At 57.1% G+C, this 25,522-nt stretch carries 28 protein-coding genes; 13 read left to right on the forward strand and 15 right to left on the reverse strand.

The genetic code is table 11. The features are described from left to right. Window positions 1-119 precede the first annotated feature (119 nt). The gene (locus tag ACK8OE_RS19345) at window positions 120-443 is read right to left on the reverse strand and encodes a helix-turn-helix domain-containing protein (protein ID WP_410273963.1); all 324 of its coding nucleotides are present in this window, start codon (window positions 441-443) and stop codon (window positions 120-122) included. A gap of 244 nt (window positions 444-687) precedes the next feature. Between ACK8OE_RS19345 and ACK8OE_RS19350 the strand changes: the two genes are divergently transcribed. From ACK8OE_RS19350 to ACK8OE_RS19370, 5 genes are all read left to right on the forward strand, one after another. Next, window positions 688-990 carry a type II toxin-antitoxin system HigB family toxin gene (locus tag ACK8OE_RS19350; RefSeq protein ID WP_410273964.1) on the forward strand — a complete coding sequence of 101 codons (303 nt, stop codon included), beginning with the start codon at window positions 688-690 and terminating at the stop codon, window positions 988-990. A gap of 11 nt (window positions 991-1,001) precedes the next feature. Beyond that, window positions 1,002-1,370 (forward strand): transcriptional regulator, encoded by a 369-nt coding sequence (locus tag ACK8OE_RS19355; RefSeq protein ID WP_338736632.1) that lies wholly within the window; start codon window positions 1,002-1,004, stop codon window positions 1,368-1,370. A gap of 330 nt (window positions 1,371-1,700) precedes the next feature. Beyond that, window positions 1,701-2,750: a Fic family protein gene (locus ACK8OE_RS19360; RefSeq protein ID WP_410273965.1), complete on the forward strand. Its 1,050-nt coding sequence runs from the start codon at window positions 1,701-1,703 to the stop codon at window positions 2,748-2,750. Between the two features lie 414 nt (window positions 2,751-3,164). Then, window positions 3,165-3,878 (forward strand): response regulator transcription factor, encoded by a 714-nt coding sequence (locus tag ACK8OE_RS19365; RefSeq protein WP_410273966.1) that lies wholly within the window; start codon window positions 3,165-3,167, stop codon window positions 3,876-3,878. A 59-nt stretch (window positions 3,879-3,937) separates the two neighbouring features. After that, on the forward strand, window positions 3,938-4,288 hold the full coding sequence (locus ACK8OE_RS19370; RefSeq protein ID WP_410273967.1) for a hypothetical protein: 351 nt from the start codon (window positions 3,938-3,940) through the stop codon (window positions 4,286-4,288). Window positions 4,289-4,421: 133 nt separating this feature from the next. On the opposite strand, the gene ACK8OE_RS19375 is transcribed toward ACK8OE_RS19370, so the two are convergent. Beyond that, the gene (locus ACK8OE_RS19375) at window positions 4,422-6,065 is read right to left on the reverse strand and encodes an IS1634 family transposase (protein ID WP_410271822.1); all 1,644 of its coding nucleotides are present in this window, start codon (window positions 6,063-6,065) and stop codon (window positions 4,422-4,424) included. Window positions 6,066-6,264: 199 nt separating this feature from the next. On the opposite strand from ACK8OE_RS19375, the gene ACK8OE_RS19380 reads away from it, so the two are divergent. Beyond that, entirely contained in the window at window positions 6,265-6,669 is a 405-nt protein-coding gene (locus ACK8OE_RS19380; protein ID WP_410273968.1) for a hypothetical protein, read from the forward strand. Window positions 6,670-6,688: 19 nt separating this feature from the next. On the opposite strand, the gene ACK8OE_RS19385 is transcribed toward ACK8OE_RS19380, so the two are convergent. The 5 genes from ACK8OE_RS19385 to ACK8OE_RS19405 form a co-directional block, all read right to left on the reverse strand. Further along, complete coding sequence (locus ACK8OE_RS19385) at window positions 6,689-7,093, reverse strand: helix-turn-helix domain-containing protein (RefSeq protein WP_410273969.1); 405 nt, start codon at window positions 7,091-7,093, stop codon at window positions 6,689-6,691. A gap of 110 nt (window positions 7,094-7,203) precedes the next feature. Beyond that, entirely contained in the window at window positions 7,204-8,196 is a 993-nt protein-coding gene (locus tag ACK8OE_RS19390) for a relaxase/mobilization nuclease domain-containing protein (protein ID WP_410273970.1), read from the reverse strand. Continuing rightward, window positions 8,193-8,750: a hypothetical protein gene (locus ACK8OE_RS19395; protein WP_410273971.1), complete on the reverse strand. Its 558-nt coding sequence runs from the start codon at window positions 8,748-8,750 to the stop codon at window positions 8,193-8,195. Before ACK8OE_RS19395 ends, ACK8OE_RS19390 begins: the two co-directional genes overlap by 4 nt. A gap of 65 nt (window positions 8,751-8,815) precedes the next feature. Continuing rightward, window positions 8,816-9,841, reverse strand: coding sequence for a ParB/RepB/Spo0J family partition protein (locus ACK8OE_RS19400; RefSeq protein ID WP_410273972.1), 1,026 nt, complete (start codon window positions 9,839-9,841; stop codon window positions 8,816-8,818). Beyond that, a complete protein-coding gene (locus ACK8OE_RS19405; RefSeq protein WP_410273973.1) occupies window positions 9,838-10,659 on the reverse strand; it encodes a ParA family protein in 822 nt (273 codons plus the stop codon). Before ACK8OE_RS19405 ends, ACK8OE_RS19400 begins: the two co-directional genes overlap by 4 nt. 187 nt (window positions 10,660-10,846) lie before the next feature. Between ACK8OE_RS19405 and ACK8OE_RS19410 the strand changes: the two genes are divergently transcribed. After that, window positions 10,847-11,188, forward strand: a complete 342-nt coding sequence (locus ACK8OE_RS19410) for a hypothetical protein (RefSeq protein WP_410273974.1) — start codon at window positions 10,847-10,849, stop codon at window positions 11,186-11,188. Between the two features lie 509 nt (window positions 11,189-11,697). Here the strand turns inward: ACK8OE_RS19410 and ACK8OE_RS19415 are convergent. Beyond that, window positions 11,698-12,117 carry a single-stranded DNA-binding protein gene (locus ACK8OE_RS19415; protein WP_410273975.1) on the reverse strand — a complete coding sequence of 140 codons (420 nt, stop codon included), beginning with the start codon at window positions 12,115-12,117 and terminating at the stop codon, window positions 11,698-11,700. Window positions 12,118-13,226: 1,109 nt separating this feature from the next. On the opposite strand from ACK8OE_RS19415, the gene ACK8OE_RS19420 reads away from it, so the two are divergent. Together ACK8OE_RS19420 and ACK8OE_RS19425 are read left to right on the forward strand one after the other, a co-directional pair. Next, entirely contained in the window at window positions 13,227-13,460 is a 234-nt protein-coding gene (locus ACK8OE_RS19420) for a helix-turn-helix domain-containing protein (RefSeq protein WP_410273976.1), read from the forward strand. Then, complete coding sequence (locus ACK8OE_RS19425; RefSeq protein ID WP_410273977.1) at window positions 13,457-14,779, forward strand: type II toxin-antitoxin system HipA family toxin; 1,323 nt, start codon at window positions 13,457-13,459, stop codon at window positions 14,777-14,779. The genes ACK8OE_RS19420 and ACK8OE_RS19425 overlap by 4 nt, the downstream gene beginning before the upstream one ends. 113 nt (window positions 14,780-14,892) lie before the next feature. Here the strand turns inward: ACK8OE_RS19425 and ACK8OE_RS19430 are convergent, their stop codons facing one another. Continuing rightward, complete coding sequence (locus ACK8OE_RS19430) at window positions 14,893-15,825, reverse strand: DUF2493 domain-containing protein (RefSeq protein WP_410273978.1); 933 nt, start codon at window positions 15,823-15,825, stop codon at window positions 14,893-14,895. 603 nt (window positions 15,826-16,428) lie between these two features. On the opposite strand from ACK8OE_RS19430, the gene ACK8OE_RS19435 reads away from it, so the two are divergent. After that, on the forward strand, window positions 16,429-16,755 hold the full coding sequence (locus ACK8OE_RS19435) for a helix-turn-helix domain-containing protein (RefSeq protein WP_410273979.1): 327 nt from the start codon (window positions 16,429-16,431) through the stop codon (window positions 16,753-16,755). Continuing rightward, window positions 16,752-17,987 carry a type II toxin-antitoxin system HipA family toxin gene (locus ACK8OE_RS19440; RefSeq protein ID WP_410273980.1) on the forward strand — a complete coding sequence of 412 codons (1,236 nt, stop codon included), beginning with the start codon at window positions 16,752-16,754 and terminating at the stop codon, window positions 17,985-17,987. Before ACK8OE_RS19435 ends, ACK8OE_RS19440 begins: the two co-directional genes overlap by 4 nt. A gap of 214 nt (window positions 17,988-18,201) precedes the next feature. Here the strand turns inward: ACK8OE_RS19440 and ACK8OE_RS19445 are convergent, their stop codons facing one another. From ACK8OE_RS19445 to ACK8OE_RS19470, 6 genes are all read right to left on the reverse strand, one after another. Then, window positions 18,202-19,236, reverse strand: coding sequence for a toprim domain-containing protein (locus tag ACK8OE_RS19445; protein ID WP_410273981.1), 1,035 nt, complete (start codon window positions 19,234-19,236; stop codon window positions 18,202-18,204). Then, window positions 19,236-19,538 (reverse strand): hypothetical protein, encoded by a 303-nt coding sequence (locus ACK8OE_RS19450; protein ID WP_410273982.1) that lies wholly within the window; start codon window positions 19,536-19,538, stop codon window positions 19,236-19,238. The genes ACK8OE_RS19445 and ACK8OE_RS19450 overlap by 1 nt, the downstream gene beginning before the upstream one ends. A 323-nt stretch (window positions 19,539-19,861) precedes the next feature. After that, the gene (locus ACK8OE_RS19455; RefSeq protein ID WP_410273983.1) at window positions 19,862-20,293 is read right to left on the reverse strand and encodes an antirestriction protein; all 432 of its coding nucleotides are present in this window, start codon (window positions 20,291-20,293) and stop codon (window positions 19,862-19,864) included. An 87-nt stretch (window positions 20,294-20,380) separates the two neighbouring features. Then, the gene (locus tag ACK8OE_RS19460; protein WP_410273984.1) at window positions 20,381-20,818 is read right to left on the reverse strand and encodes a hypothetical protein; all 438 of its coding nucleotides are present in this window, start codon (window positions 20,816-20,818) and stop codon (window positions 20,381-20,383) included. A gap of 621 nt (window positions 20,819-21,439) precedes the next feature. Continuing rightward, window positions 21,440-21,853: a hypothetical protein gene (locus ACK8OE_RS19465; protein ID WP_410273985.1), complete on the reverse strand. Its 414-nt coding sequence runs from the start codon at window positions 21,851-21,853 to the stop codon at window positions 21,440-21,442. Then, complete coding sequence (locus tag ACK8OE_RS19470; RefSeq protein WP_410273986.1) at window positions 21,853-22,530, reverse strand: ParA family protein; 678 nt, start codon at window positions 22,528-22,530, stop codon at window positions 21,853-21,855. Before ACK8OE_RS19470 ends, ACK8OE_RS19465 begins: the two co-directional genes overlap by 1 nt. A gap of 966 nt (window positions 22,531-23,496) precedes the next feature. On the opposite strand from ACK8OE_RS19470, the gene ACK8OE_RS19475 reads away from it, so the two are divergent. Next, window positions 23,497-24,597, forward strand: a complete 1,101-nt coding sequence (locus tag ACK8OE_RS19475) for a replication initiator protein A (protein ID WP_410273987.1) — start codon at window positions 23,497-23,499, stop codon at window positions 24,595-24,597. Window positions 24,598-24,861: 264 nt separating this feature from the next. Then, entirely contained in the window at window positions 24,862-25,521 is a 660-nt protein-coding gene (locus ACK8OE_RS19480) for a lytic transglycosylase domain-containing protein (RefSeq protein ID WP_410273988.1), read from the forward strand. Window position 25,522 lies beyond the last annotated feature (1 nt).

Below are 25,522 nucleotides of genomic sequence, written 5' to 3' on the forward strand. Positions count from 1 at the left end.
CTCGGGCGAGATCAATCGCATGGCCAGTGCTTTCGAGCACGACGACTTGGCGCGGGCCCTAGCCTTATGACGCGGCCCAATTACAACGTCGGTGTGATTTTGGCCAACTCGAAGAACGGTTAGTGAACATTGATGCGTTCCACGCTGTCGCGGCGTAGGGCTTTTGCGGCCAGTCGGCTGATGGTTGCTCTGTGAACGCGGAACAAACGAGCCAGGTCGGCGGCCGAGCGTCCGGCATTCAGCATGTCCAAAATCTCTCGCTGCTGGGCGGGGGAGAGCTTAGATGGCTGGCCTCCGCCATTGCCCCTGGCGCGTGCGGCTTCTTGGCCCTCGGCTGTTCGACTGCGAAGCTTTGCGCGTTCAAAGTTGCCAATGGACTGCACCATTTGCATCAGCTTACGACCAGAATCTGTAGATCGGCGTCCACCCCGGGACGTCTTCATCCCGTTTTAACCGCCTGATTGCGACAGTAAACTCTTGAATGCCCGGATCCCGATCGGCGCCGATCAGGACCCGGGGCATCCCAAATACCCCATTGAAATCAGACAATTATTGAAATTACTGTGGCTCCACTTTTGACGCCGATCTACAGACCGGTTGCAGGGTCTGCACCCTGACTCAATCGTTCAATTCCCATGGTGGGAACTTTTGCTTGATTCCCGCCACGGGAACTGGCATAATAACTCCATGAGGATCATCGCGCGGAACAAACTGGTAGCCTATTGGACCAAGCATCCGTCGAGCCAAGCCTCTCTGGAGCACTGGTATTCCATCGCCGCAGTCGCGGTTTGGAAGAGTGGCAATGATGTCATGGCCTCCTTTCCGAAGGCCAAGGTCTTGAACGCAGAGCGCGTTCGTTTCGAGATCCAGGGTGGGAACTACCGCCTGATCGTTTCCTTCCACTACGGTTTGGAAGCCGGGTGGATCAAGTTTATCGGCACACATGCCGAATATGATCGGATCGACGTAACGACCGTCGACCAATTCTGAAGGTATTGACCATGGACATTCGCCCTATCAAGAACGATGACGATCACGCTTCCGCACTGGAAGAAATGAAAGGCCTTTGGAACGCAGCCGAAGGCACGCCGGAACATGACCAACTCGCCATCATGATCACCCTCGTTCATGACTACGAGGAGCGACGCTGGCCCATCGCAAAGAACCTCGATCCGGTTCAAGCTATTGAGGCCGCCATGGAAGCGGAAGGCAGGACCCAGTCCGATCTGGCCAATCTGATCGGCAAGAGCCGTGCGACAGAAATACTACGCCGCAAACGCCCCCTGACACTCGCTATGATCCGTAAGCTCAACAAGGCCTGGCATATTCCGGCCGATCGACTGGTTCAGGAATATGATCTGAGCGCCTAATTTACCGATATCCAATCCGTATCGACCTTGATGGTGTAGATCGGCGTCCAAAGTGGGACCCCATTTGATATTGATAGAGTTATATAAAATGGCTGGGTCCCGACCGGCGCCTATCGGGAACCCGCGCGTCGAGAGTTGACCATTATAAATCAAGGGGTTGAAGCTGGATTGGGAGGCCCCGGTTTGGACGCCGATCTACACCATCGGATAGGAGGGGGCACCTGAGCGGAGGGGCATTAATGCCCCTCTACAAGACGGAATCATTCCATTCCGGTATATTCCGGTACGTTTTCGGGTGATTATTCCGGTACATTCCGGTATGTATCTGGTATGCTGAACACAGATACCCTACAGGCCACCCCGGATATACTCGTTCTCTTGTCGGAAATCGACGAGTTCAAGGGAGCATGGCGCGCACTTGGGACGCTGGCGCCGGAACGTCTACGGGCGCTTCGCCATATAGCGACGATTGAGAGCATCGGTTCGTCAACGCGGATTGAGGGCAGCCGGTTGAGTGACCGCGAGGTAGAGCGCTTACTTGCCAATCTTGAAGTCCGCAAGTTCAGCAGCCGCGATGAACAGGAAGTGGCGGGCTATGCGCACGTGATGGAGACGGTGTTTAACGCCTGGGCAGACATACCGATCACTGAGAACCACCTCAAGCAGCTTCATCGTGATCTCCTGCGCTACAGTGAGAAGGACGAACGCCATCGGGGCGAGTACAAGACCCTTCGCAATGATGTCGGAGCATTTGACGCCGACGCGAACATGATCGGGATCGTCTTTGAGACAGCGACACCGTTCGATACGCCGCGCCGTATGCAGGAACTGATCGAATGGCTGAACAAGGCCCGTGAAGTTCGCGCAACTCACCCTCTGCTGATCATTGCCGTCTTCGCGGTTGTTTTTCTGGAGATACATCCCTTTCAGGACGGCAACGGGCGTCTTAGCCGTGTGCTTACCACGCTGTTGCTGCTGCAGGCAGGCTACGCCTATGCGCCCTATTCCTCGCTCGAAAACATCATCGAAAACAGCGAGGACGCCTATTACTTGGCCCTGCGTCAAACCCAGAGCACAATCAGGACTGACGCCCCTGACTGGCAACCCTGGGTCCGTTTTTTTCTGCGAGCTCTTCAGCAGCAGGTGCGCCGGCTCGCGACGAAGATGGAGCGCGAAAAGACGGCTCTATCGGTGCTGCCAGAGCTGGCAATCAACATCCTTGACTACGTCCGCGACCATGGCCGTGTAACGACTGCCGATATGGTCCGTGAACACGGCGCCAGTGCCAATACCCTTAAAGCGACTTTCACGTCGCTTGTCACCAAAGGCCTTCTTGTGCGCAACGGCGGTGGGCGATCGACATGGTATAGCCTGCCCTGAGGCCGGTCATCACTTAGGAAAGCTCCAGTACAACATCGCAACTTCGGCGGATGCGCTGGCGTCACCTTTAGCAGCAACCAGATAGACGTTTTCTTTCAGCTTGGGACGTAATTCAAGACCCAGCCGCACCCGATCCGCGAGGCCCCTGCGATCACTCACTGTGGATCATTTGATTTATTTTGATCTGTAAAAAGATCATTATCGCACGAAGCCGATCTCCGCCTCTGCCCCTCCGACAGGGCAAAGGTGGGCGCACAAAATAGCAAGGCGGCATGCCAAATGAGGAATCGTCCGCCACCGGATCGTTTGAATTCAAGACATCGGCCAGGCCCAAGCCACACAAATCTCCGATCATCGTTTTCTGAGAAAGCCGGAACTCCTCAATAAATCCGGTAGACGAGCAAAGAAATTCCTGTGTTAAATTACCGCATGGGGATTGCTTTTTTTATCGGGAATTGGAGCGTGAAAACGGACAGGACAAGCGATGAAACATCGTTTTTCGGGCACGCCCTCACTGATCGACACAGAGAAATTCTGGAGCTGGCATCGCGCCACCGGAGCCAGAAGCAAATCGCGCGGGCTCTGGGGATCAGCCCTAACACGGTGAAGACGCATGCCACTGAAATCCGCCGCCGCTTCAAAGTGGAAAATATGCGCGAGGCCCTTGCTATCTATCAGGAATACAAACGGACAACGGACCTCATACCAAAAGTATTACCTACTTCAGCGGGGATAGACGCTTCCGATCATCAGGATTCAAACTCAAAGCATGAAGCACGAGAACATCCTGACAACCCAATACTTAATGATCAGATGGACAGATCTGGAGAACAAACTGATACAGTTGTGCAATCCAGAAAAGAAAGACATCGTCAAAACGTCGGTATCGAAAATTCGGCAATTGAGCTTCAAGACACCACAGCAAACTCCTTATCAGGTCATTTGCTTGATTTCTTGGTTAACTCAGGATCGGACTCCGCCGGATGGATCAGACGACTGACTTTCCCAGGGCTCCTGCTCGCCATTTTCATGGCGTCCGTGGGGATCATACTTGTTACCACCCTGGCGGTCACCTGTCTTATTGGGTTGCTCCACGTTGTTCAAAGCTTCAGCGGCCAGACCGGATAACGGTTGCAGTCTGGCTGGACATCAGCGCCGCCGCAGTCGGCATTCCTATGGAGAAGCACATGAAACGTTCTGAAATCGTCCTTTCCGGAGGCGAACAACTCCTTCAAACCGAAGACGCCGTCGATCAGGCGCTTGGCGAAGTCGGCGAGCTTATTTCCCGACTGACGCGTCTTCGGGTCGGCAACAACCTGTCTCTGGCTTACGGGGCAGACGCAATGGACGCTATCGTGGAGACAACGACGCTTCTGAACGGCGCCCGGAAAGCCATGTCTCGCGCCCATACCTCGCTGGACGCGGTCAGAACCCAGCTTGGCTGTAAGACAGTCGCTATTGGCAACAATCAGGACAAACCCATCCAGGGTCGCCTTCCTGCGCAGGCGCAGCGCGATGGCCTCCCAACTGCCGGGTAGCTGACCAATGCGCGAACTTCACGTCCTTTGGCCCTACTTAAACACCGTTTTTGGGAAAGATTTGTATAAACAATGGGATATTGGCACTGATTTCGGTGTTTGCACTACATTTTAAGGGTTTGCGGAGGCTGTGTCAGGCGGCCTCAGATTTCAGGTTCGGGGGCAGTGCAATGCCGGCCGCCTGGAAGATGGTTCCGACCTGGCCCCGAACGCTGGTGCGGCCGGTGATACGCTTGCCATCCTTTTCGATGGTGGCCTCCTGAAGGCGATCAAGATCGCGTAGCAGGTCCTGCCATTCGAGCTTCACGCCCTTTGCGGCGCAGAGGTCCGCCAGTTCCTTCTGCAGCAGCAGAGCCAGGAAGGAACAGAAGATGTGCCCGCGGATAGCTTCGTCGGATGAGTGATAGATCGGCCGGGTTTTCATGACCGCCTTGGCGCGGCGGAACAGTTCCTCGACCTTCAGAAGGTCACGATAGCGCAGGACGGCCAGCAGCGGATTAATCTTGGTATTGGTGCGCAGGACGAAGATGCCGTCATAACGGGCCTCCTCTGCAAGCTTGCCGGCATCGATCTCGAAGGCCGGCTTATCATCGCCGCGGTCAGTGACCTTCAGGTATCGGCGATAGCCCTTGTTGCCGACCAGGGCCTTGTCCCCGCGCTTCAACTGGGTCTGCAGGCCCTCGACGATCGCTTGGCGATCCATCCGGTCCTTCTCGGCTTCAGCCTCATTGCGACAGACGATGTAGCGCTCGCCTTCAGCCATGACCTCCTTGATAAACAGTTGTGTCTCGCCCTGAGTGCGTTCGATCAGCAGGGGGACAAAGGGCTGGGTGTCGTCCATCACCGTATCGCGCACGATCTTGCTTGAGCGCTCGCGCGCCCCCAGGATATATTCGAGCTTGCGCGCCTCCAGGGCGGCAATGGTCGCCTTCGAGATCATGCCGCGATCGGCTACCACACAGACACGTCCAATGCCGAAGCGCTTTTGCAACCGGTCGACGATCGGAAGGAGCACGGTGCTGTCGGCGGTATTGCCAGGCATCATCTCCGAACAGATCGGACGGCCAGTGCCATCGATGACCACGGCCAGAACCACCTGCTTCAGATCGGGGCGATAATCCTTGGAATGGCCATGCGCGCCGAGGCTGTCGCCGCCTTCGCCATAGAAGGACAGGGTCGTCGTATCCATGAAGACCAGGGACAGATCTGTAAACAGATCGCGGCGTCGATCGAACAGGGTCTCCTCGATCACGTCCTTCACACAGCGTGGTGCCAGGGCTCCCTCCGCCTTTTCCTCGATCTCTTCCCCCAACCACGCCACCGCACGATAGAGGTGATGCAGTTGCAGGCCGTCTATGCCGTCGATCTTGTAGTCGCTCATCCACTTCTCGCAGGACCGATCCGAACCGGAGACGAACAGGCGGTGCAGAACACTGACGAACACGGCACGTTCAACGGCGAACTCAAAGGCGCGTTTGGCCAGTTGGTCGCGAAGGACGTCGCCAATGCCCAGGCGCTCCCACAACCGGCCGAATAACAATGGGCCGCCGATGCGCGTCGAAGCCAACTCACCGTTATCGATCTCGGATAAGACAAGGTTACGGTCCGAATGTTGAGCCATGGACGCGATCAGGCGATCGAGATCGCCTGACAGCAGTAACTGGTCTTTGCGTCCAAGGGGGCGAATTAGACGCTGACGCACCTTGCCATTCTCGCGGTAGGTCTCCGCGAGATAGAGATATCGATGCCCGCGGGCGACCTTTTCAACGACAAACATGATTCCGTTGTCACCTGAGAATCGCCGGAAATCAATACAAATAAGGGCATTGATGAAAATATGTTTTCACTACACATTATGACGGGGCCAAAACGCGGCTCAATAAATACAACCACTTACGCGAAATGTTCACCGCATGTTCCGCCTGCGCTGTTTAAGTAGGGTTTGGGTCGCAACAGGCTATGCTCTTGTGAGCCTGATGGGCGGTCTTGCAATGTGGCGGGGTGGCTGGGCGGAACGCTCGGCCACCCTTATCATCTGGGTGGCCTGGGCAATCAACCCGCTGTTGCAAACGGGGTTTGATCCTGGAGTTGCAACCTTCTGCGCCGATGCCGTAGTGACCATATTGCTGATCATAATCTCGCACTTCTCGCGGCGTTACTGGACGCTCTTCGCCGCAGGCTCTGCCTTATCCGCGGTTTTGTGTCACCTCGCCAGACCCTTTGCCCACTCAGCGGGCCTATTCTCCTTTGTCTCCGTGCTTGGACTGGTCGGCGGAATCTACCTCGCGCTGGCTTTAGGCGTCGCCGCCCTGGAGGCGGAACTCCTGCGTAAGCTCAGCGATAAGCACCATCACCACCACGACGGGGCCGGGGAGCCCTGAGGCCGCGAAGCTTTCGTGCCTAATCATCCTCTTCTGCGAGTGCGCGCACCAGATCGAGGATTCGTTTACGGTGTTTGAGATTACGGACGCGGGGAAAGACTTCGGCCAGTTCAATGCCCTCCGTTGACATCAGAAACCCATGTATAAGCTGCTCCGTTGTCGACTCTGAAAACCCGGCTTGCCCTTCCTCCCCGAGGCCCTCATAGAAATAACCGACAGGCACCTTTAGAAAGCACGAAATCTCAAACAGTTTTGAAGCGCTAATTCGGTTTGCGCCGCGCTCATACTTCTGCACCTGCTGAAACGTAAGACCAATACTGTCTGCCATGTCGGCTTGGCTCTTGCCCACAAATTTTCTGCGCATACGCACCCGCCCTCCGACGTGCCGGTCGACTGGGTGAATACGCTCTTCGTCTGATGCCATGGTAATAATCCTTTCCGAATAATCTTAGAAACCCTTCCGGGATAGAGAACCTGCCGACCGGATAAGGACCTATGTTTCCAATCTTGTCTGTTCGCATATACGGCATCTTATTACCGATCCATGTTTACGCCAGACTCCGGGGACGGATCAGACCGGCGAGGCCGTCCCTGGCGCGATAAGCTCTCTTGAATAAACTGAACGACTTGCCCGGCGAGATCACGGTCCGATTTCAGTTCGGACTCGCCCAGGGCTCTGCCCAGCGCATAATAGTAACTCAATCGCTTTTCCTCGAGCACTCGGGCACGGGCCGTCGGTTCAGTATATTCAGAGCCTGTCGTGCGGTCGCTGCTGGCAAACGATGGCCATGCGCGTCGCTCAGGCCGCTGGTGTTGTATGCGGGCTAGACGGCTTGTCGCATTCGCCTCAATACCATTGGCCCGAAGCGCTTCAGCGAAGGTCTCGCGCCAGCGACGCAGATCTGCTTTCCGCGGATTGAGCCTTCGCCCCTTAAAGTCCTCCATCTTCACGACCAGATGGACGTGGGGGTGAGCGGGAGGCTCAGGGTCCGGGTCAGTCGAGGGCGTATGGTAGGCGAAGACGTAGCTATGCTCGCTGAATTCGGTCGCCGCGAACGTACGAACCGCGCGCTTCAAAGCAACCTCGTCAGTGAGAGCGGGCATAGAAAGGATCAGGTTCAGCGTCTCGCGGCGGGCATGCGATTCAGGCAGAACGTCCAGACCATTGTGTCGCCATTCCTCCAGTAAATCACCCTGTTCCCTCTTACCTTGGATCGGGTCACCGTTTTGGTCTTCAATTTCAAGCAGGCCTCGCCGACTGATGTAGCCCACATACTGACGAATCTGTCTCATGCCATGACACGGATTGTTAGATATCTTCACAACGACCTCCGGAACGCGCTTAACAGTTCGGCTAAGCCGATCCCGTATAATCTGAGCCTTTTTCGAGACGGATACCGCAACGGGCCCGACCTCTGCAAAAGAGAGGCTTCGGGAGCGTAGCGCCAGGGTTTTGACCTCCGCGCGGTACTCGCCCTCCTCCCAATCGATCAGAAAGGCGTCGACATCAGACTTCCGAAGGGTCATCGGCGCCACCGCTCGCAATTGGCGTCAAGAACACGTCTTATTTGTCCTCTGTGCGCTTCTATTTCTGCTTGGACCGCTCGGATGCTGGCCAGATCCCACGGTGGCGCACCAGAGTGACTGTTCATTCGACGTGCGATCTGATTGATGCCCCGGCCGAGTGCAAGTATCGAACGGTTTGACGCCAGCATGGCCTGCAGTTCCTGATCATTAAGTTGTGCCTCTCCGGTCAGGTGAACCTTCAACAGTCTGCCAATCCAGCGAGCGACGCTCATACCTTCCCGCGCGGCCAGGCTTGCCACCCGATCGTAGTCTGTCGCGCTTACGCTGAAGGCAAGGCGCTTGAGATCGCCCCTGAGGGACTTGGCCTCTTTTACCGTCAGAGGAGCGGAATTGTTCTCTTCTGGTGAGAGGACATGCTGCAGGGCCTGGCGAACACCTTCGGAGGGGGTGATGTCTCGCGCCTCGCACCAGGCGAGCCAGGGCGCTTTGAGTTCTTTAAGATCGACGGTCAGGGTTGTGGTGCGTCGCTTGTGCTGTGGATTTTGATTTTCCAAGGACTGCCCTCACCTACAATTGTCTTACACAAACGGCCATCGGCCTATCCTGCCACACCATCTTCTCACCCCTCCTGCTCAGCGAATTCAGGAGGTAATTCGGGGTCCGGTGGCACTATCCTTTGCGGCCTAGACACGCTGGAGGAAGGGCTCGGCGCCTTAAGCGGCAAACTCAAGCTGACCACGCGACAGTCACCCGCCGCCACCTCATCCACAGCCCCAGTATCCACCCATTGCACGAAGATGGTGGCATCACTGGAAGGATGACGATCAAGACAGACCAGAGCAGAGCGACCAGCTATAGCGACATGAAGCAAAGGCAGAGCCGCGGCTGTACCTCGCCGTTGACCAGACCCTGCCGGCCTCACAACGCGAGGTCGACCGGCACCGACAGGCCTAAATATTTGATCATGATCAAATGAGGCAGCGACATCGCTAGCCGTCAGGTGGCACTTAAGTTCATCCACACTGCTCCGGGTGATCTCGACACCACTCTCAATCCAGGCTTCGACGACGCGCGGCGCAGCGTCATAGAGGGCACGCAGATTGTATAGGGTAAGAGGAGAGGTACAGCGGCCGGATCGGTAAACGGAATCCAGAATCGGCGGGGCCTGAATAAGAGCGAGGTGTCGGGTCACGTCCGCAGTATGGACCCCGAGCTTACGGGCGATATCGCTTTTCTTTACCCCCTCATGGACCTTCCGGTCCATGAAAAGCGCCAGTTCCATAGGCGTCAGGTCTTCGCGTTGCAGGTTCTCAATCACCTGATCATAGTCTGTGAAGCCCTCCTCCACAAAAGCGGGTATCACGGTAAGGCCCGCCGCCTGCGCTGCGCGCCACCGCCGCTCGCCGTGGTTAAGCAGAAAAACCTCCGGCAGATCAGGATGAGGCCGCAAGGATACTGGCACCTTTACCCCGGCCTCGCGGATGCTATCCGCAAGGCGATCGAGCCGCTCCTGAGAGAACGCTTTCCGGGGTTGTTCGGGGTCAGGACGGATGCGCGCGACGGCGATCTCCAGAGGTCGCCCCTGCCCTCTCCCGTTCGACAAAACCTCGAAAGCGTCCAAAGCGCCAAGATCAATACCAGTCATCTGGGGAACCTTGACGGCGCCGACAGCCCCATCCGATACAGCAGAGTATCGAAAATGGGTTTCATTTCGCGCCAGGCGTCCCGGGCGCTGGACTTCGTCATTTCACCCACAAAAAGGCCCGCCGCCTGTGCTTCTGCGATTGCGGTACGGGTAGGGAGCGCCAGGGGTTGCGGTGGCTGGCATCGGTCGTCGGTCAGAAGGCGATTTCCGTATCGAGAGAGAATCAGCTCCAGGTTTCGCCTTTGAAACGGGGTCTTCTCAAAAAGATTGGGTAACAGTCCGAGGAAGACCAGTTTGGGGTTGAGAGTTTCCCGAACGCGCGCCAGCCCGTAACGCGGGTGGTTCAGGACGCCCCCAATGCCGTCCAGGGCCTCCTGTGTCAGTTGAATGGGACTGAGGACATAATCAGCAGTCACGAGGGCACAAGCATACCGGATGTCAGGATTGGGATTGGTATCGATGACGCAAAGGTCGAAACCGGAGGCCGTTTCGATAACCCGGCGAAAGGTCGTCGCAAACCTGTTGTGGTGTTCGGATCGGCGCTCCAGTCCGCCTAGGCTGTCGTCTGCACCCACCAGAGCTACCGCAACATTGGGGGGGCTCAGCACCGAATCTGAGTTTGAAATCAGTGTAGAACTCGCTTGTTCGAGGACTTTGACTATGGGGTTGCGCCTTAGGGCATTCGTCGTATTTGCTTGGTGGTCGAGGTCGACGACCAGGACCTTAAGGCCCGACTTGCCAGCGTAGAGGGCGAACTGACCGACGAGTGCGCTTTTGCCCACGCCCCCCTTCTGATTAGCGATCACCAACGTCTTCACCCGCCTCTCCAATGGTCAAAAAACTCGTTTTGAATATCGCAAGAGTTGCGCACCGGGAATCCGAAACGCGGAGCTGCTCAAAGATATGATTCCCCGCGCACAATCTTTGGTAGAGCACGAAAACAGAACGTAGGTGTAAGCTGACGACCAGCAAAAAGCCGACGAACGCCAGCTAGAATGGCAGGTCTTGTCCGATCTGCTTCCTGAACTGTCGAAGGCGCTTCGTCCGACGACGATTGCCAAAGCGCCACACCCGATATCGAACCGCATCGATGTAATAGGCTCTCCCAAGCTCATCCGTGCATTGGTCGATCAGCGTCTGCAGTCGGACTGGGTCCTTGTGCAGTTTTTTCAGTTCCGTGAGGGTTTGGGTTTGCAGGCATTCAGCGATTCTGTATTCGCCGGGATCGTAAGAAAAGTACCCGCCCGCGGTGTCGACGCGAAAGGCGTAACCGTGAATCTGGAAGCAAGAGTCGATGATCTGGAAACAGGTCTTTTGCACGATAACTCTCCCTGTGTGCGTGAATGACCCGATCCCCCTTCAGCCGGGGCCTCAATACGTCACCGCGGCGCGCGGGTTCCCCGCCGCCAAGGGGAACGGCCTGCCCGTTGACGCATTGGGGTGGCTGATAGGATGGGGTAGTCATTGCGCGCTGAAAGCCTCGCGACCGCGTCTAGCGATAGCGGGCGGGCGGCCATCCGGAGCCAAAGGCAAGGATGCAGCTGGCCGGGGGACCGATGCCCGAAGCATCGTGTCCTCTGGCCAGGATATCGGTAAATCAAGCCCTCGTTGGCGGGGCGTCGGCCGCCACGAGATCAGAAGCGCCGGCAACAGTTCAAGAGGGCCCGACAGCCAATGCACGAGCTATGCGATGAGGGGGGAGCGGTCAGTGTTACTGCCAAGGACAAACGGATTGCCTCAGATCGGGCCGGGGCGTCTGCTGGCACACCCATTCCATGTGTGTTCAAGCCCCAACCCACAGGATACAATCGGCGTCGAAAGGCCCTCCGGCGTCCACCGGAGGGCGACGTAGTCGATCAGAACGGGATTTCGTCATCAAGCCCGTGCGGCGGTTCGGGCTGGCGAGGCTGAGAGGTCGGTTCCGCTTCGCCTTTCTCCGCGGTTGCTTCGCGCTTGAACTGGGTGAGAAGCGACGTCGAACCGACCAGTTCCGCGTTGTGGTACTTTGTGCCGTTACGCTCAGACTGACTGTAGCTGAGGCGGCCGGAGAACTGGACGAGGTCGCCTTTGCCGTAGTGCTGCTCGATATAGTCAACGCGCTTCTCTCCCCAGACAGTAATGCGATGCCAGTTCGTACGCTTGACCCATTCGCCGCGGCTATCCTTGTAGCCGTCATCGGTAGCGATCGAGAGATTGGCGACGCGAGTGCCGTCGTTCAGGGTGCGGCAGACCGGATTGTCGCCCAGGCGGCCAATGAGATTGACAACGTTGTTCATTTTAGTCTCCATGATTAACACCCTCGAGGCCCATCCCCATCGGGTGCGCGGCTGCACCGCGATCATGCAACGTAAGGGCCCGGCCCAAGCGAAAACCGCGGCTTTAGCCCGAGCATCGCGAGAAACCCTTGGGTTTGCGGTTTCCGATGGTTGGGCCAGAAGGAAGCATTCAGATCGGGTGCATGCCGTGCCGAAGGGGGGGTCGAAGGGCGAAGATAGAGACGGGGAACAAAAGCCAGGCCTCGAGATGGCGGACGGATCTCAATCGGTGCACTGAGCCTCACGCCTCTCCGCGGCCGAGGGCACAGGGGCCGAACGCGTTAGACCTGACCGGAAAGGCCACGCGCAGGGTCTCGTCGCCAGCCAGTCGGCCTGTCAGCGGAGACATTGCGACGGCAAATCGCTCGTATCGGGGGGTTTTACCCATTTAGGTACAAGAAGTACCGCCTGGGGCGAAGGTGTGGTTGCCCTGTCACTGTTTGTGAACGACAAGAGAGAAGGTCTCGATCGGATTTCGCCGGTCAGGCCGAGGCAATTAACGTAAGATGCCGCTTAACGTCCGGCCCCCTAGTGACGACAAGCCTGAGGTGAAAGATTGCCAACTGCCCGCCACGAGACCGGGCCAGAGTGAGCAGGTAGGTGACAGTTCGTCGTCACGCAGCTGATTGACTAGCTCGAACGTCGCGACAGTCGCAGGCGCTTTTACCGGCAGCAACGCTATGCCGTTACGTTCGCTGGATGGGATGGGCTTGTTGAGGGCCCAGTGTGCCCATTCCGGGGTGACTTCGCCTATGCTACGTTTCTGCCTTCGCCGCATTCAGCACATCATTATCGATTGTAAGAGTGGTGCGCCTGCGGCCTTCTCGGACGACATCAAACATCACGCATCATATCATGAAACGCAGATACTCTTGCCACGAGCCATGTCGGCAAGGTTCTCTAGGATGCCCGAACCACCATCGACCAACCTCACGATGATGCGAAGCGCTTCCCGATCGGGAAGTTTATAAAGTAAAACACCGGCACTTCACAATTTCTTCCTGATCGGTAAGAATGAATGTTGCCCAATCCTCGCTTTTGGCATATCTTCCCGATCGGGAAGGGCAACAATGATTACAACCGCACAGGAATTCGGGCAACGAGTAGCGCGCGCGCGCAAGGCGCTCGGCATCACCCAGCGTGATCTGGCTCTGGCCATCAATACGGGCGAGCGCTTCATCGTTGATCTGGAAGCGGGTAAGCCTACGGCTCAACTGGGCAAGGCGCTGGCTGCCGCAAAGGCGGTCGGCATTCGCCTCGAAGACACATCGACCGTTGATTTGAGACCGGGTACCTCAACATGAGGCTCAACATAACCGCAAACGGCGTCAGGGTTGGTGCATTAGAAGCCACACCCAACGGCCCGTTCATTCTTTACGACGAAGATTGGCGCCGGTCACGTGAGGCGTTTCCAATCTCGTTGACGATACCATTGACCGTTCTCGACGCAGGGCCAGAGACCGTCATGCCCTGGCTGATGAACCTCCTGCCCGAAGGTGAGCCCCTGCGGGCAATGACCCGTGCCCTGGGTGTCGCCACCGAAGACATTATGGGCCTGATCGCGCAGGCTGGCCGTGATCTTGCTGGCGCTCTCACCATCGTAGACGCGCCAAGCGGCGGGGAACCAGCGTACCTGCCGATCGACAACGAGGCCGATCTTGAGCGAATAATCTCCGACCTGCCCGCCAAACCCTTTCTCGTGGGGGACGACGGGGTGTCGATGAGCCTTGCCGGCGCTCAAGAAAAGTTGCCCCTCGCCCTGATCGACGGTCAACTATGCGTGCCAATAAACGGCGCACCGTCCCTTCATATACTGAAACCTGATAACCCCAGGCTCTATAGCAGCGTGCAAAACGAGGCTTTTTGCATGGTCCTCGCCCGCAGGTGCGGCCTCCCGGTCGCGCCCGTGACAACGGGCGTGGCGGGTGCGCGTTCCTACCTTCTTATAGATCGCTACGACCGGATACATGACGGCGTTCAGTCTCGGCGCTTGCATCAGGAAGATTTCTGCCAGGCGCTTTCCAAGCCGCCTGCCGCAAAGTACGAACACAACAGATCGGGTATCCGCGGCCCTACACTCGCCGATATGTTCGGGCTCGTCCGTACGCACATGACTGCGCGCGACATCACGCGTCTACTCGACGCCGTAATCTTCAACATCGCCATTGGCAACGTCGATTCGCACGCGAAAAACTACGCCATCCTCCTCACACCCGGTGGAGCCGAACTTGCTCCCCTCTACGACCTCATGTCCGGTTTGGCCTGGCCGAACATCACCCAAAATCATGCCCAGGATGTCGGTGGCCAGCGACGTGGTCGCCACATCTATGGGCGCCACTGGCGACGTATGGCCGAGGCGTGCGGTCTGTCGGCGACGGCCACCGTGCGCCGGGTTGGACAAATCACCGATCGCATTCTGGCCGAATTACCAGTTGCCCTTGCTGAGGTCGCGGCGATGCCCGCCGGTCCAGGGGATATGCTCAACGTCTTTGCGGCTGAAATCATCACCCGGGCACGGACCGTCGGTAACAATTCCCGGATAGACGGAGACGCTGTGCCTGATGACGCGCCCACGCCTGAGTTTGGTGCCTCAAAGTACGATCAGGACCAAAGAGCCGGATGACGCAGCCTCAAGGGCTTACAAACAGAAAAACACGACCACCTCCGCACCAACTCTCTGTTTGAGCAAACCCAGAGAAATGCTTTTTGTCGGCCGGATTAAACCGGGGTAGCGCGTCAGGTGCCCCCTCCGATACGCATGACGCGGATGCCCTTGCCACGAGCCTTGTCGGCAAGGTTCTCCTGGATACCCGAACCGCCATCGACCACGATCACCCCGATCGGCAGCACATCAAGCATGGCGTCATTGCGCTTGAACGGCGCTGACTTGCCATGCTTGTTCCAGTCGGGCTTGAAGGCGATCTGAGGAACGTTGCGGGCATTGGCCCATTTCGCAGCGATCAGCTCGGCTCCCTTGGGCGAACCGCCGTGCACGAGCACCATGTCGGGATACTGGGCGTGGACCTTGTCGAGTCGCGCCCAGATCAGCTGATAGTCCTGACAGTCGAGGCCACCGGTAAAGAGCACCTTCGGACCAGTCGGCACCAGGACATCGTTTGAGGCCTTGCGCTTTGCCGCCAGAAAATCCCGGCTGTCGATCATGGCCGAGGTCTGTGCACGGTGATTGACCTGCGAGCCTGACCGGGCGCGCCAGGGGCTGCGCGTATAGGACTGGTAGAGGTCGGCGGCCTGGTCGCGCATAGCTTCGAGCACGTCCCGACGAGCGATAAGCCCCCTCCCCGCGACGATGAGACGTTCCAGTTCAACTGCGCGCACCTCTGAGCCGTCCTGCTCGTCCTGGCCGCGGCGCTGTGCAACTTCATTGGCGTCGAGTTCGCGGTTCAGACGATCAGCCGCACGATGGAAAAGGTTGACTGCCCCCCAGAGCAGGTCTTCGAGGTCGGGCTCCAGCGCGGTATCGTCCAGAGTCCCCACCAGGGCGTCCATGATCTCGAGGACCGCACCTTCGACCTGATGGTCTTCCGGCAGAGGACGTGGGTCAGGTTCTTCGAGGCTCGGGCGGTAGCCGTAAAGCTCCAGCTCAGTCAGATAGTGGTCGGTGGATGACATGGCATAGCCCGGTTCGAATTCGGGGTACTGATGGGACATAGCGTGGCTCCTTCGCTGTTGAGACCGCGCCGTCGCGGCCTTCAAGGCGAGGGCAAACCAGCCTTCGGCCGCAAGCACCGGCGCTCGCGCCGGCGAGCAACGCCAAGAGGCCTGTGGCCTTGCGGCGGCCGAAGGCTGGTTTACCTCGACCTCTGAAGAAGGCCGTGGCGCAGGCCCCGAAGAGCACGCCTGGCCAAAGAACACGATATGGCCCCGATGGACGGGTCAGGCAGGGCCGCCCCTTTGGCTATGGGGCTTCTACGTAGAAACCAGGTCCAATGGTCCGCCGACCTGGAACCATGCGCAAAGAGGCCGGATCCCCGGCTGCATTGGCAAAAAATGGGAACATGGAACGCTGACTCGGCTCTTACATGAAGACGGCGGCAGGAAATCCTACGAGGCCATGTCAGAAAGCGCTGTCAGCGGCCTTAGACAGCAGGTCGCCACCAGGGTTATAGGCTGAAAGCTTTGCGTTCGTCGCAAACCGATAGGGAGGACTCCTGTTCGCGGAACGCAAACACCGGATCAGTGGGACATCTAACCGACTTTTTCCTCTGAAACTCGCATCTATAGTGATATCGAGGTATCATTTTTGCCGGACTAATGGCATATATCGTTATTATGATATCACTTATTACTCCAGCTAAAGCGCAAACCCAGCTCGCAGAACACCTGCGCTCGCGCCGGCTCGCCGTGGGACTTACCCAGGTCGGGCTCGCCGCGCGCTCAGGTGTATCGCTCGCGACCTTGCGCAAGTTCGAAAGAACGGGAATCGCTTCTATCGAGGTCTTGCTCAAACTGCTGGCCGTCGTGGGTGGGCTTGACGAGGTTATCGAGGCTGCAAGGCCCGCTGAAACCGAGTTCAGTTCAATCGACGAAGTCATAAAGGGGGGCATCAGGCCCAAACGCAAGACCGGGTGGCGCTCATGAACTTTACGCCCATAAACACAATTGCGGTCGGTGTGGATTTCGGAGACGGCGCGCAAAGTGTCGGGCGCCTGGCCATACGGGACCGAATTACATTTTTCGAGTATGAGCGCAGCTTCATCGAACGCGGCGTGGAGATATCCCCATTCCGCCTACCCCTTCGGCCAGGCCTCAGAAGTTTCGATGCCACCCTCTTCGATGGCCTTCCCGGGGCCTTCAACGATAGCCTGCCCGATGGCTGGGGGCGACTGCTCTTTGACCGCGCCCTGCGCGCGCGAGGGCTGACACCCTCGCAGGCAAGCCCGCTCGATCGGCTTGCGCACGTGGGCATCGGCGGTATGGGCGCGCTCATCTACGAACCGGCCTTCGAAACAGACACCGCCCGTCCCGAGATCGACCTTGACTGGCTGGCCGACCAAGCGCTTGAGGTCCTCTATGGCCAGGCTGATGAGGTCATAACGGAATTGATGGCGCTAAACGGCTCGTCGGCAGGCGCGCGACCAAAAGCGATGATCGGCTTCAATCCGACTACTGGTGTGATGGCGCACGGGCAAACCGAGTTGCCGGAAGACTTTGAGCACTGGCTGGTCAAATTCCCGAACGCGCAGGATGGGAGAGATGCTGGCGCAATCGAATATGTATACGCTCTGATGGCGCGCGCCGCCGGGGTTCCGATGACCGAGACCCATCTCTTTCCAGCGAAGAACGGATCCGGTTTTTTCGCTACCCGCCGTTTTGATCGCGAAGGCGGCAAGCGCATTCATGCGCACACGGCGTCGGGGCTTCTTCATGCGGATCACCGCACGCCGAGCCTCGACTATGAAGACCTGATTGCACTGACCTACCGTCTTACGCGCGATGTACGAGAAGTTGAGAAGATGTACCGCCTCTGCGTGTTCAATGTGCTCGCCCATAACCGAGATGATCACTCAAAGAACTTCACCTACCTGATGGACCCAATAGGTAACTGGTCCCTCTCGCCCGCCTATGACCTAACCTTCTCTTCCGGACCTGGCGGCGAGCAGAGCACGATGGTCAAAGGAGAAGGTAAAGCGCCAGGAACCGAGCACCTGCGCGAGCTTGCGAGGGAAGCCGCCCTCACTCCGGCCGCAGCACAGGCCATTATCGACCAAACCCGACACGCACTGTCGGAATGGCCGCACCTTGCGAAGACGCACGGCGTAAGCGCTGCCTCCCAGAAACAGATTGCATCCCGTCTGCGCGAAACTGGCTAAGGTGCCTGTTCGGTCACCCGACCATGCCGACCGCATCGACCTTCAGTTTATGCGCGGGTTTAACGCTTGCGAATGTTTACGGCGTGTTTGCATGGCCGAAACACGGTTGATGAGACTGCGCCGGTGATTTCGCACAAAAAGGACGTCAGCCCTTCGAAATTTGATGCCACCAAAGCCATCTAGACCTCAATGTGAAAGCAGAGGGGCAAGCTTGTCACGCGAACCGGTCGAATAGGGCCGGTCCCAATTGCCGCCCCACTGTTTCAAGCATCCTTGCCTTGCCGAGATGCATCAGATCACTGTTCAGGTCGTCGTGCTCCGGCATCAGTACACCAACCTCGAGACCTGCTGACGCCCCCCGCACTCCAAGAGCGCCAACCGCTGCATGCCCAGCCTGGTCATTGTCGCAGATAATGATGAGGCGACGTAAAGAGGGTGGGAAGATCAGGCCCGCCAGATGGTTGGCGCTGCTTGCGGCCACAAGCGGAATAGTGGGCAGCACCGCGCGCAAGGACAAAGTGGTCTCAAGCCCCTCGCCGGCTGCGAGGACATCCTGTACTTTACCGAAACGAATACCGTGACCAAACAAGTCACCCCTGGCCCTTCGGGGCGGATCGACCGGAGCTTTTCTGTCCCCGCCGTGAGACAGGTAGGTGCGTGAAATACCCGTCAGCTCGTCGCCAAGATCGGTTACCCTCGCGATCAGGGCGGGCCAGAAAACAGGCCGTCCGGCGGCATCCGTGCTGTGGAAACAGCGCGGCGCAAAACGCAGCGCGCCAAAATCGGCCTGCGGCTCTATCGAGCGGGAGCGGAGATAGGTTTCGGCCAGCGACCCTTCGAAAGCGCGACTTGAGGTGAACAGCCGCTGGGCAAATGCCCGCCCCACTTCTGGGGTATCAACTCTTCGTCTGCGGCCCGCGCTTTCGAACGCAGCCATTTTGGGGAGACTCAAAAAGCGCGCGGCCTCTGCCAGCACCTCTGGAAAAGTAAGTAGGCCGCAGGACAGCCGGATAATATCGAGCAGATTGCCGTACTCGCCGGTAGCCTCGTCAGCCCAGCGCCCAGCCGCCCCCTTACCAGAGACCGGGCCGGTCAGACGCACATGTGTCGATCGACCAGGGGTACCGGTGGGGTCTCCGACCATCCAGTAATTACCCTCCCTTACGCCATTAGGCAGGTAGGTCCGACAAACTGCCAGCGCGCGATCTGCCAGCATCGCCGCGATTTGTCTCGCATCCGGCGCCACCATCAGCGCCCCTCCTTTTCCATGACCCGTTCGATGGGCCAGAATTTCAGAATCGAACGGAGGACGGCGACGCCGTCAATTGACACAGGCACGAAGAAGCGCAGCTTCCAGCTGATAATTTCATGGAAGAGGCCTATGGCCTTCAGACGCTCAGTCTGGCTGTCATCGAAGCTGGATAACTCGATGCGGTTAGAACCCATTAAAAACGCCGCATCCATACAGCGCATGGCGATCTGGTGCGCAGTAAGGGTGGGCGCGACTGAGGCCGTAGGGCTAAAACCGCTGGCGGGTGTGATAAAGTTCATCGGAAGACCCTCGGTGTGTGGAAAGGCTGAATTCGCCGTCCTCTCCCGGAGCGGTCGCATTCATCCCCCTCCGCGGCCTCTTTGCCTCTCATCACGAGACAAAAAAAAGCGCCCAACCAAATGGCTGGGCGCTTGTATCGATACAGGTTCTACCTGGCTGAATCCGTATTTGCCGCAGGATCAGCCTTTGTCACCGAAGTCGGTATTCCTCCGCTACTAGTGGACAGCAGGCGCGTGCCTGGTTTTGTAAGACGCGAGGGGCTTAGCTGCGCGACAGCGGTCTTTCACAGTCGCGCTGCTCATTCCCGGATACCAAAACCAACTCAGTCGATGGCACGAAAGATCACCGGCGCTTCAGTATGTTCGGCCGCGTAGTCGAACAGGCGACAATAGCTGTCAGTAATGGCTTGCGTCGGCGAGCTGAACGAAAGATGGGAAAGCGCGAAGAGGGTCGCTATGATGCCGGCTACCTCAGCGGAGACCTCACCCTCGAAACCATTGCCATGCCAAGACAAACGATAGGTGACCCTGCCTGTAGGTGCCATGAACAGAGGCACCCCATTGCGCTCATAAAATTCCCACAGGCCGCCGCCGTAATCGTCCGGGCTTAGCTGGTCCATCAGGCTATAGAGGAGTTGCTCGCCGACAAAAAAATCCTTTGGCCCGAACAGGTCTGGGATAAACGACATTCGACGAGACTCAGGAACAAGTGTTACAGGGTTAGAGGACGACTTTGAGGGATTTGAACGGATCATTAGGAGGCTCCTGGAGATGGGAAGAAGTCCTGATCCACTCTCTCGCGGACCGACTTCACCCCTCCCCTTCGCGGCCCCTGCCTCTCTTTATGGATCCGTCGGACCGTCCTCGCGCCCTCGCCTGTCGCCCTCCATGGAGAGATGTGCCTGGAGCCACTGGTGGGTGCTCAATTCAGCGACGGTTTCACCTGTTGCCAGATCAAGAACCACGCCTGCGCCCCCAAAGGCATTAAGCTGAGGCCGAGAGCAGCTATACGACCATTCAAAACCCCAGAAGCCAGTCAGCTTCAGCTCACGGGCGCACTGAAGAACGAACGGGATGACGTGCTCCGGTTCGCCGGATACATCGTCATAAATCAAGATAGTGTGGGGGTCCTCCAGGTCGACTGAAGCGACGAAGTCAACCCGACCGTAGTCGTCATCGCCTTCTGTCTTCAGGGCGTTATATATCTCCAGGGCGCGAGCGGTGTCTTCGGACGAGGCGACCTTCAACTCGCAGGAGAAGTTGGTAAAGTAATCAGCCATGCGGGCCCCCGGTAAGGATAAGAAGCGCGACGTGATCGGGCGACTTCGCCAGAAAGGCCTAATTAAGCAAATTGGCCGGGGTCTGCAGTGACTGGATCGCCCCCCTCTTCAGTAAGGAAAGCCGGCAGGACGTCGATCGGGCCCCTGCCATCTTCATGATTGTTTGGCGACCGGCGCAGAAGCTCCGGCAACCAGCCAGCGTCGGCGAGCAAGCGGTGGGATTACCCGCCGCGTCCAGTATAGGTCGAACATTCAGGCTCTGAAGAAGTCCACGTGCGGCTATGTCTTCTCGGAGGTCATCACGCGAGATGCCGGCATTGATCTGACGGAGATTGGCCTGTGAAAAAGACAATTGGTTGAGGGGAATGTCCAGAGCACGGTTCAGCGGAACGGCAGGCATTGCCAGGGGCATGCGATCTCTGCTGACGGGCCGCCGAACAGACTCTCTTTCGACTTCAAAACCCGTCAGGCCCCCTCCCCGACCCTCTTCCTCTGGTGAATCATGAGGTCGGACGCTTCACAGTCCAACATGTAGACTATCAGGGGGTTGGCGTTTTGATGTCAACATGCTGACAAATCGCCAGCGTGTTGACATCGGATTAGGCTTGGCCGTCGGCGGGCTCATAATCCCCGTGATTTACGAAACTCGCTGACGACAGTTTCCACCACCTTCGCAAAGGTCATGTCATTGGCGTTTGCATAGTCGCGAAGGAACCTGAGCGTTTCGGGCTGCACGCGAGTGGACATTAATTCGGTTTGTTTTGAACGCCTCAACATTCGCCCGGTGTCAGGTATATCGGGGGCCGTCTGCGCTGTTCGAACCGCCTCACTCGTCCGTCTTTTGGTCGGTGCGGCCTGACTTTGTCCAAATCCGGAATGTTCTGCGACCGCTTTTGCGGTCTCAACCTTCGGGCTTATTAGCGATTCAGGGAGGGGCTCAGGGTCGGGGAGTATTGCCAGGCTGCGGCGAACGGGCTTCTGGGTGACTTCTGCTGCAACGTCTGGCAAGTCGGATGGGATGAGTTTGTCAAGCATTACGCGGCCTCCTTCCGTGGCAGGGTGGTTAGGTACTCACCTACGGCAAGGGCGAGTTGAAGCGCTTGGTTGACCGCCTTGTCCTTATTGGGTGTGCTCGGATCGAGATTTGCGAGCGTTGTTGAATAAGAAAAGACAGCTCTGTAGGCGGAGAGCTCGTTGATACGGAACAGCTGTTTCAGGCCGGCTGCCTCAACGTCGGCATATAGTGCCTGCATTTCTTTGGTGATGATTGCGGGAGGCACCCGGTTCCAGATCAGGGCGTAAGGTATACTCCGCCCCTGGGCCAGTTCCTGGTTCTTGATCATGTTGACGGTGGCATAGGCGTCTTCCACGTCGGGTATGGACGGGTTTGCCGGTATGAGGACAATATTGGACAGCGCAGAGGCCAGGCCGGCAGCGAGGTTGCCCGAGCCCTCGACATCGATGATGATCACTTCATATTTGTTTCGGTTATCGACGATCTGTTGAGCGATCGTGTCCTGATTTCCGCTCATAACCGTCAGATTTTCCGGTATAAAATCGGACTTTGCCCACTTAACGATTCGCTGCTTCGGGTCGACGTCGATGACGAGTACGCGGGCGTTTTCCTGGGCATATGCGCCAGCCAGCATGATGGCGATGGTTGATTTCCCGCATCCACCCTTACTCGTCGCTAAGGTGATAACCATACCCATGCTGAAGCTCCTTCGATATGCCTGTGCTATGATATCGCCAGAATAGGGTTACTATATCGTTATCAAACCATCAGGCGTTCGCTATCATTCTTATTTCATTTTGATGATGTTATGCTGAGCTATTGCAATGATATCGTGTCGATTTTGAAATTTTAGTGATGATAAAGCGCCTTCGTTACGCTTTGAGTACGTCTTGTTATCGATGTCATATCATTCTGATATAAATTTGATGACAAGCGTTAACGGGAAGTTAGCATAGCTCCGCTCGCAGGTTTTACTCCCCCTGGATAGCCTGCAGTCGGTGAGGCAGCCGCTAATGGTTCAGGAACATCATCGAAAAGCATCAACACAGAGCGATTCATTGATTTCAGCGCGTACTCACCCTTCTAATTGGCTGATTCGCGGATATGCCGTCACATCGATGCTGTGAGCTTCAAGGGAATGAATGCTGCTGAGCAAAATGCTGCGAACAGCTCTTTGTCGTGATCCATGAACGCCTTATCCACAGCCGCAAGCGCAGCGCGTCGGTGTTATAGTATTGTTAGAATAGGTGTTACGGTCTGAAATTTCAGTATTAATCTATTGTTTCCAGACAACATTCTTACCATCCATTGTGGGTGAAATGACGAAGCACCGTGTGTGAAATGACGACTCTGCGTGTGTAATCCTTCGTAGAAAAACATGCGTTCCCGTGTGTGAAATGACGAATTTCGTGTGTGTGGAATGACGAGAGAACTGACGCTCCGGTCGGTAAATCGCTTGACTCTGTGGGTGGTCTGACGAAAAGTCGAGACTCAGCGTGTGTGAAATGACGACGCCGCGACCTCACTGTGGGTGATCTGACGAAAATTAGTCACGCAGCGTGTGTGAAATGACGAACAATCTCAGCCGCCGTGGGTGAAATGACGATGACCGGTCGGGCGTGTGTAAAATGACGAGCCATCGGATATTGTGGATGTGTGTGAAATGACGAAGGAAGTGGTTGAAGGGGAAGTGCTGCCACTGTTTGAACCGCACCCGGCACGAGATGCGAGATCACCTCTTTTGCCGGAAAGGCATGAACGCGATCTGTTCATTTGCGACATCATGGATGCGGTACCGAAGGCCGATATGGCCTCTATGGAGCATCCTGTTTTTTCACTCTCAACGAAACCCGACCTGAAAATCCGCCGGTATGAAAATGGCGACAAATTTGTGGAGGTCACGCCTTCAGTGAAAGGCATGGCCACGGTTTTCGATCGTGACATTCTGATCTATGTGATTAGCCAGACCATCGCGGCGTTAAACCGAAAGCAAAAGGTCTCGCGGACGGTCCGAATGAAGGCGCATGATTTCCTGATTGCCACGAACCGTGTCACAAGCGGGGAGGGGTATGATGGATTGAAGGCGGCACTTGAGAGACTGGCCGGCACCCTTATTTCGACGAATGTGGTAACCGGCGGTGAAGAGATTTTTGAAACCTTTGGACTGATCGATCGGGCCAAGGTTGTGCGGGAAACCCGGGAAGGCCGGATGCAGGACATCGAGATCACCCTCTCTGAGTGGGTGTTCCAGGCCATCCAGGCCAACGAGGTCCTGACGCTGCATCCGGGGTATTTCCGGCTACGCAAGCCGCTTGAGAGACGCATGTATGAGTTGGCGCGTAAGCACTGCGGGCACCAGCCATCATGGTCGATCAGCATGGAAAAGCTTCAGTCCAAATGCGGATCGTCCTCCACGCCGCGAGAATTTCGCCGTCTTATCAAGAATATAATCGAGCAGGACGCCGAGCATCATCATTTTCCCGACTATTCGATCGGCATGGATGGCGATATCGTCACCTTCCTCAATCGCAAACATGTGAAAAACGCGCCGCGGCAGGTGTCCTATAGCTCGAAAGAGCCGCGGGTCGATCCGGACATCTTCGCTAAGGCCCGCAAGGCCGCGCCGGGCTACGATGTCCATGCCTTGTTTCACGAATGGGTCAGCTGGTGGCGGGATACGGGTGAGCCGGAGCTGGCCAACCCCAATGCGGCCTTCCTGGGTTTCTGCAAAAAACGTCACGAGCGCTCTCCGATCGGTCAATAAAACCCATCCAGGTTGCGGGCTCTGCCGCTTAAGACGTACGCTCCGGCCCGTAACCGCGTCTGGAGATTCTACCGGAAGACGTGGTGGCTTAGGTCAAAAGATGTAAGCAATCACCGCTTAAGTGCTTTAACCTGCTGATTAATAAGCCATAATGATCAATTCCCTCGACTGCGATTTTGTTTGCAGATGAGGTGAGGACGTGGCTAGAGTTAACTCACTAGGGTTGATTTCCTTTAAAATTACAGACACTTGAAGGCTCGCGTAATGGATTTCGTGGGGTTGGCGGAGCTCTGTGCGCCGAAGGTACATGTTGACACGATACACCGGATTGCAGCCGTGGAATCGGCATTCAATCCATTCGCTATCGGCGTCGTGGGTGGTCGGTTGCAGCGGCAACCGAGCACCTTGGCCGAGGCTCTTGCCACCGCGCGATCACTTGAAGCGCAGGGATATAACTACTCCCTTGGCCTTGTTCAGGTGAACAAGAAAAACCTCAGGCGCTACGGTCTCACCCTGACGTCTGCCTTCGATCCCTGCGAGAACCTGCGAGCGGGCAGCACTATCCTCGAAGACTGTTACCGGCGCGCGCCAGAAAAGTCCCGCGCTCTGACAGACGCCCTCAGTTGCTATTACACCGGCACGTTTTCAGCCGGCTACCGGCTTGGTTACGTTGCCAAGGTCATGACGGTTCCCGCGCTCAGGCTCGCGGACTATGAGCGCGCCGCCATCCCGGTCGTTCCCGGAGCCGCTTCGACCGCAGTTCTCCGTGCCGATAAGAAATCCAAAGGGGCGGGGGAGGGGCGTTCGATGCCGGTCCCCCCACCCCCGACCGAGCCCCTGTTTGTCATGGCGCGTCCGGTCGTCGCGCCCCCTGTGGCCCAACCTTTGTCATCCGAAAGGGTGACTACAGCACTGCTTTTTTAGA

The organism is Asticcacaulis sp. W401b, from assembly GCF_046503825.1.
In the GTDB taxonomy this organism is placed as follows: Bacteria; Pseudomonadota; Alphaproteobacteria; order Caulobacterales; family Caulobacteraceae; genus Asticcacaulis.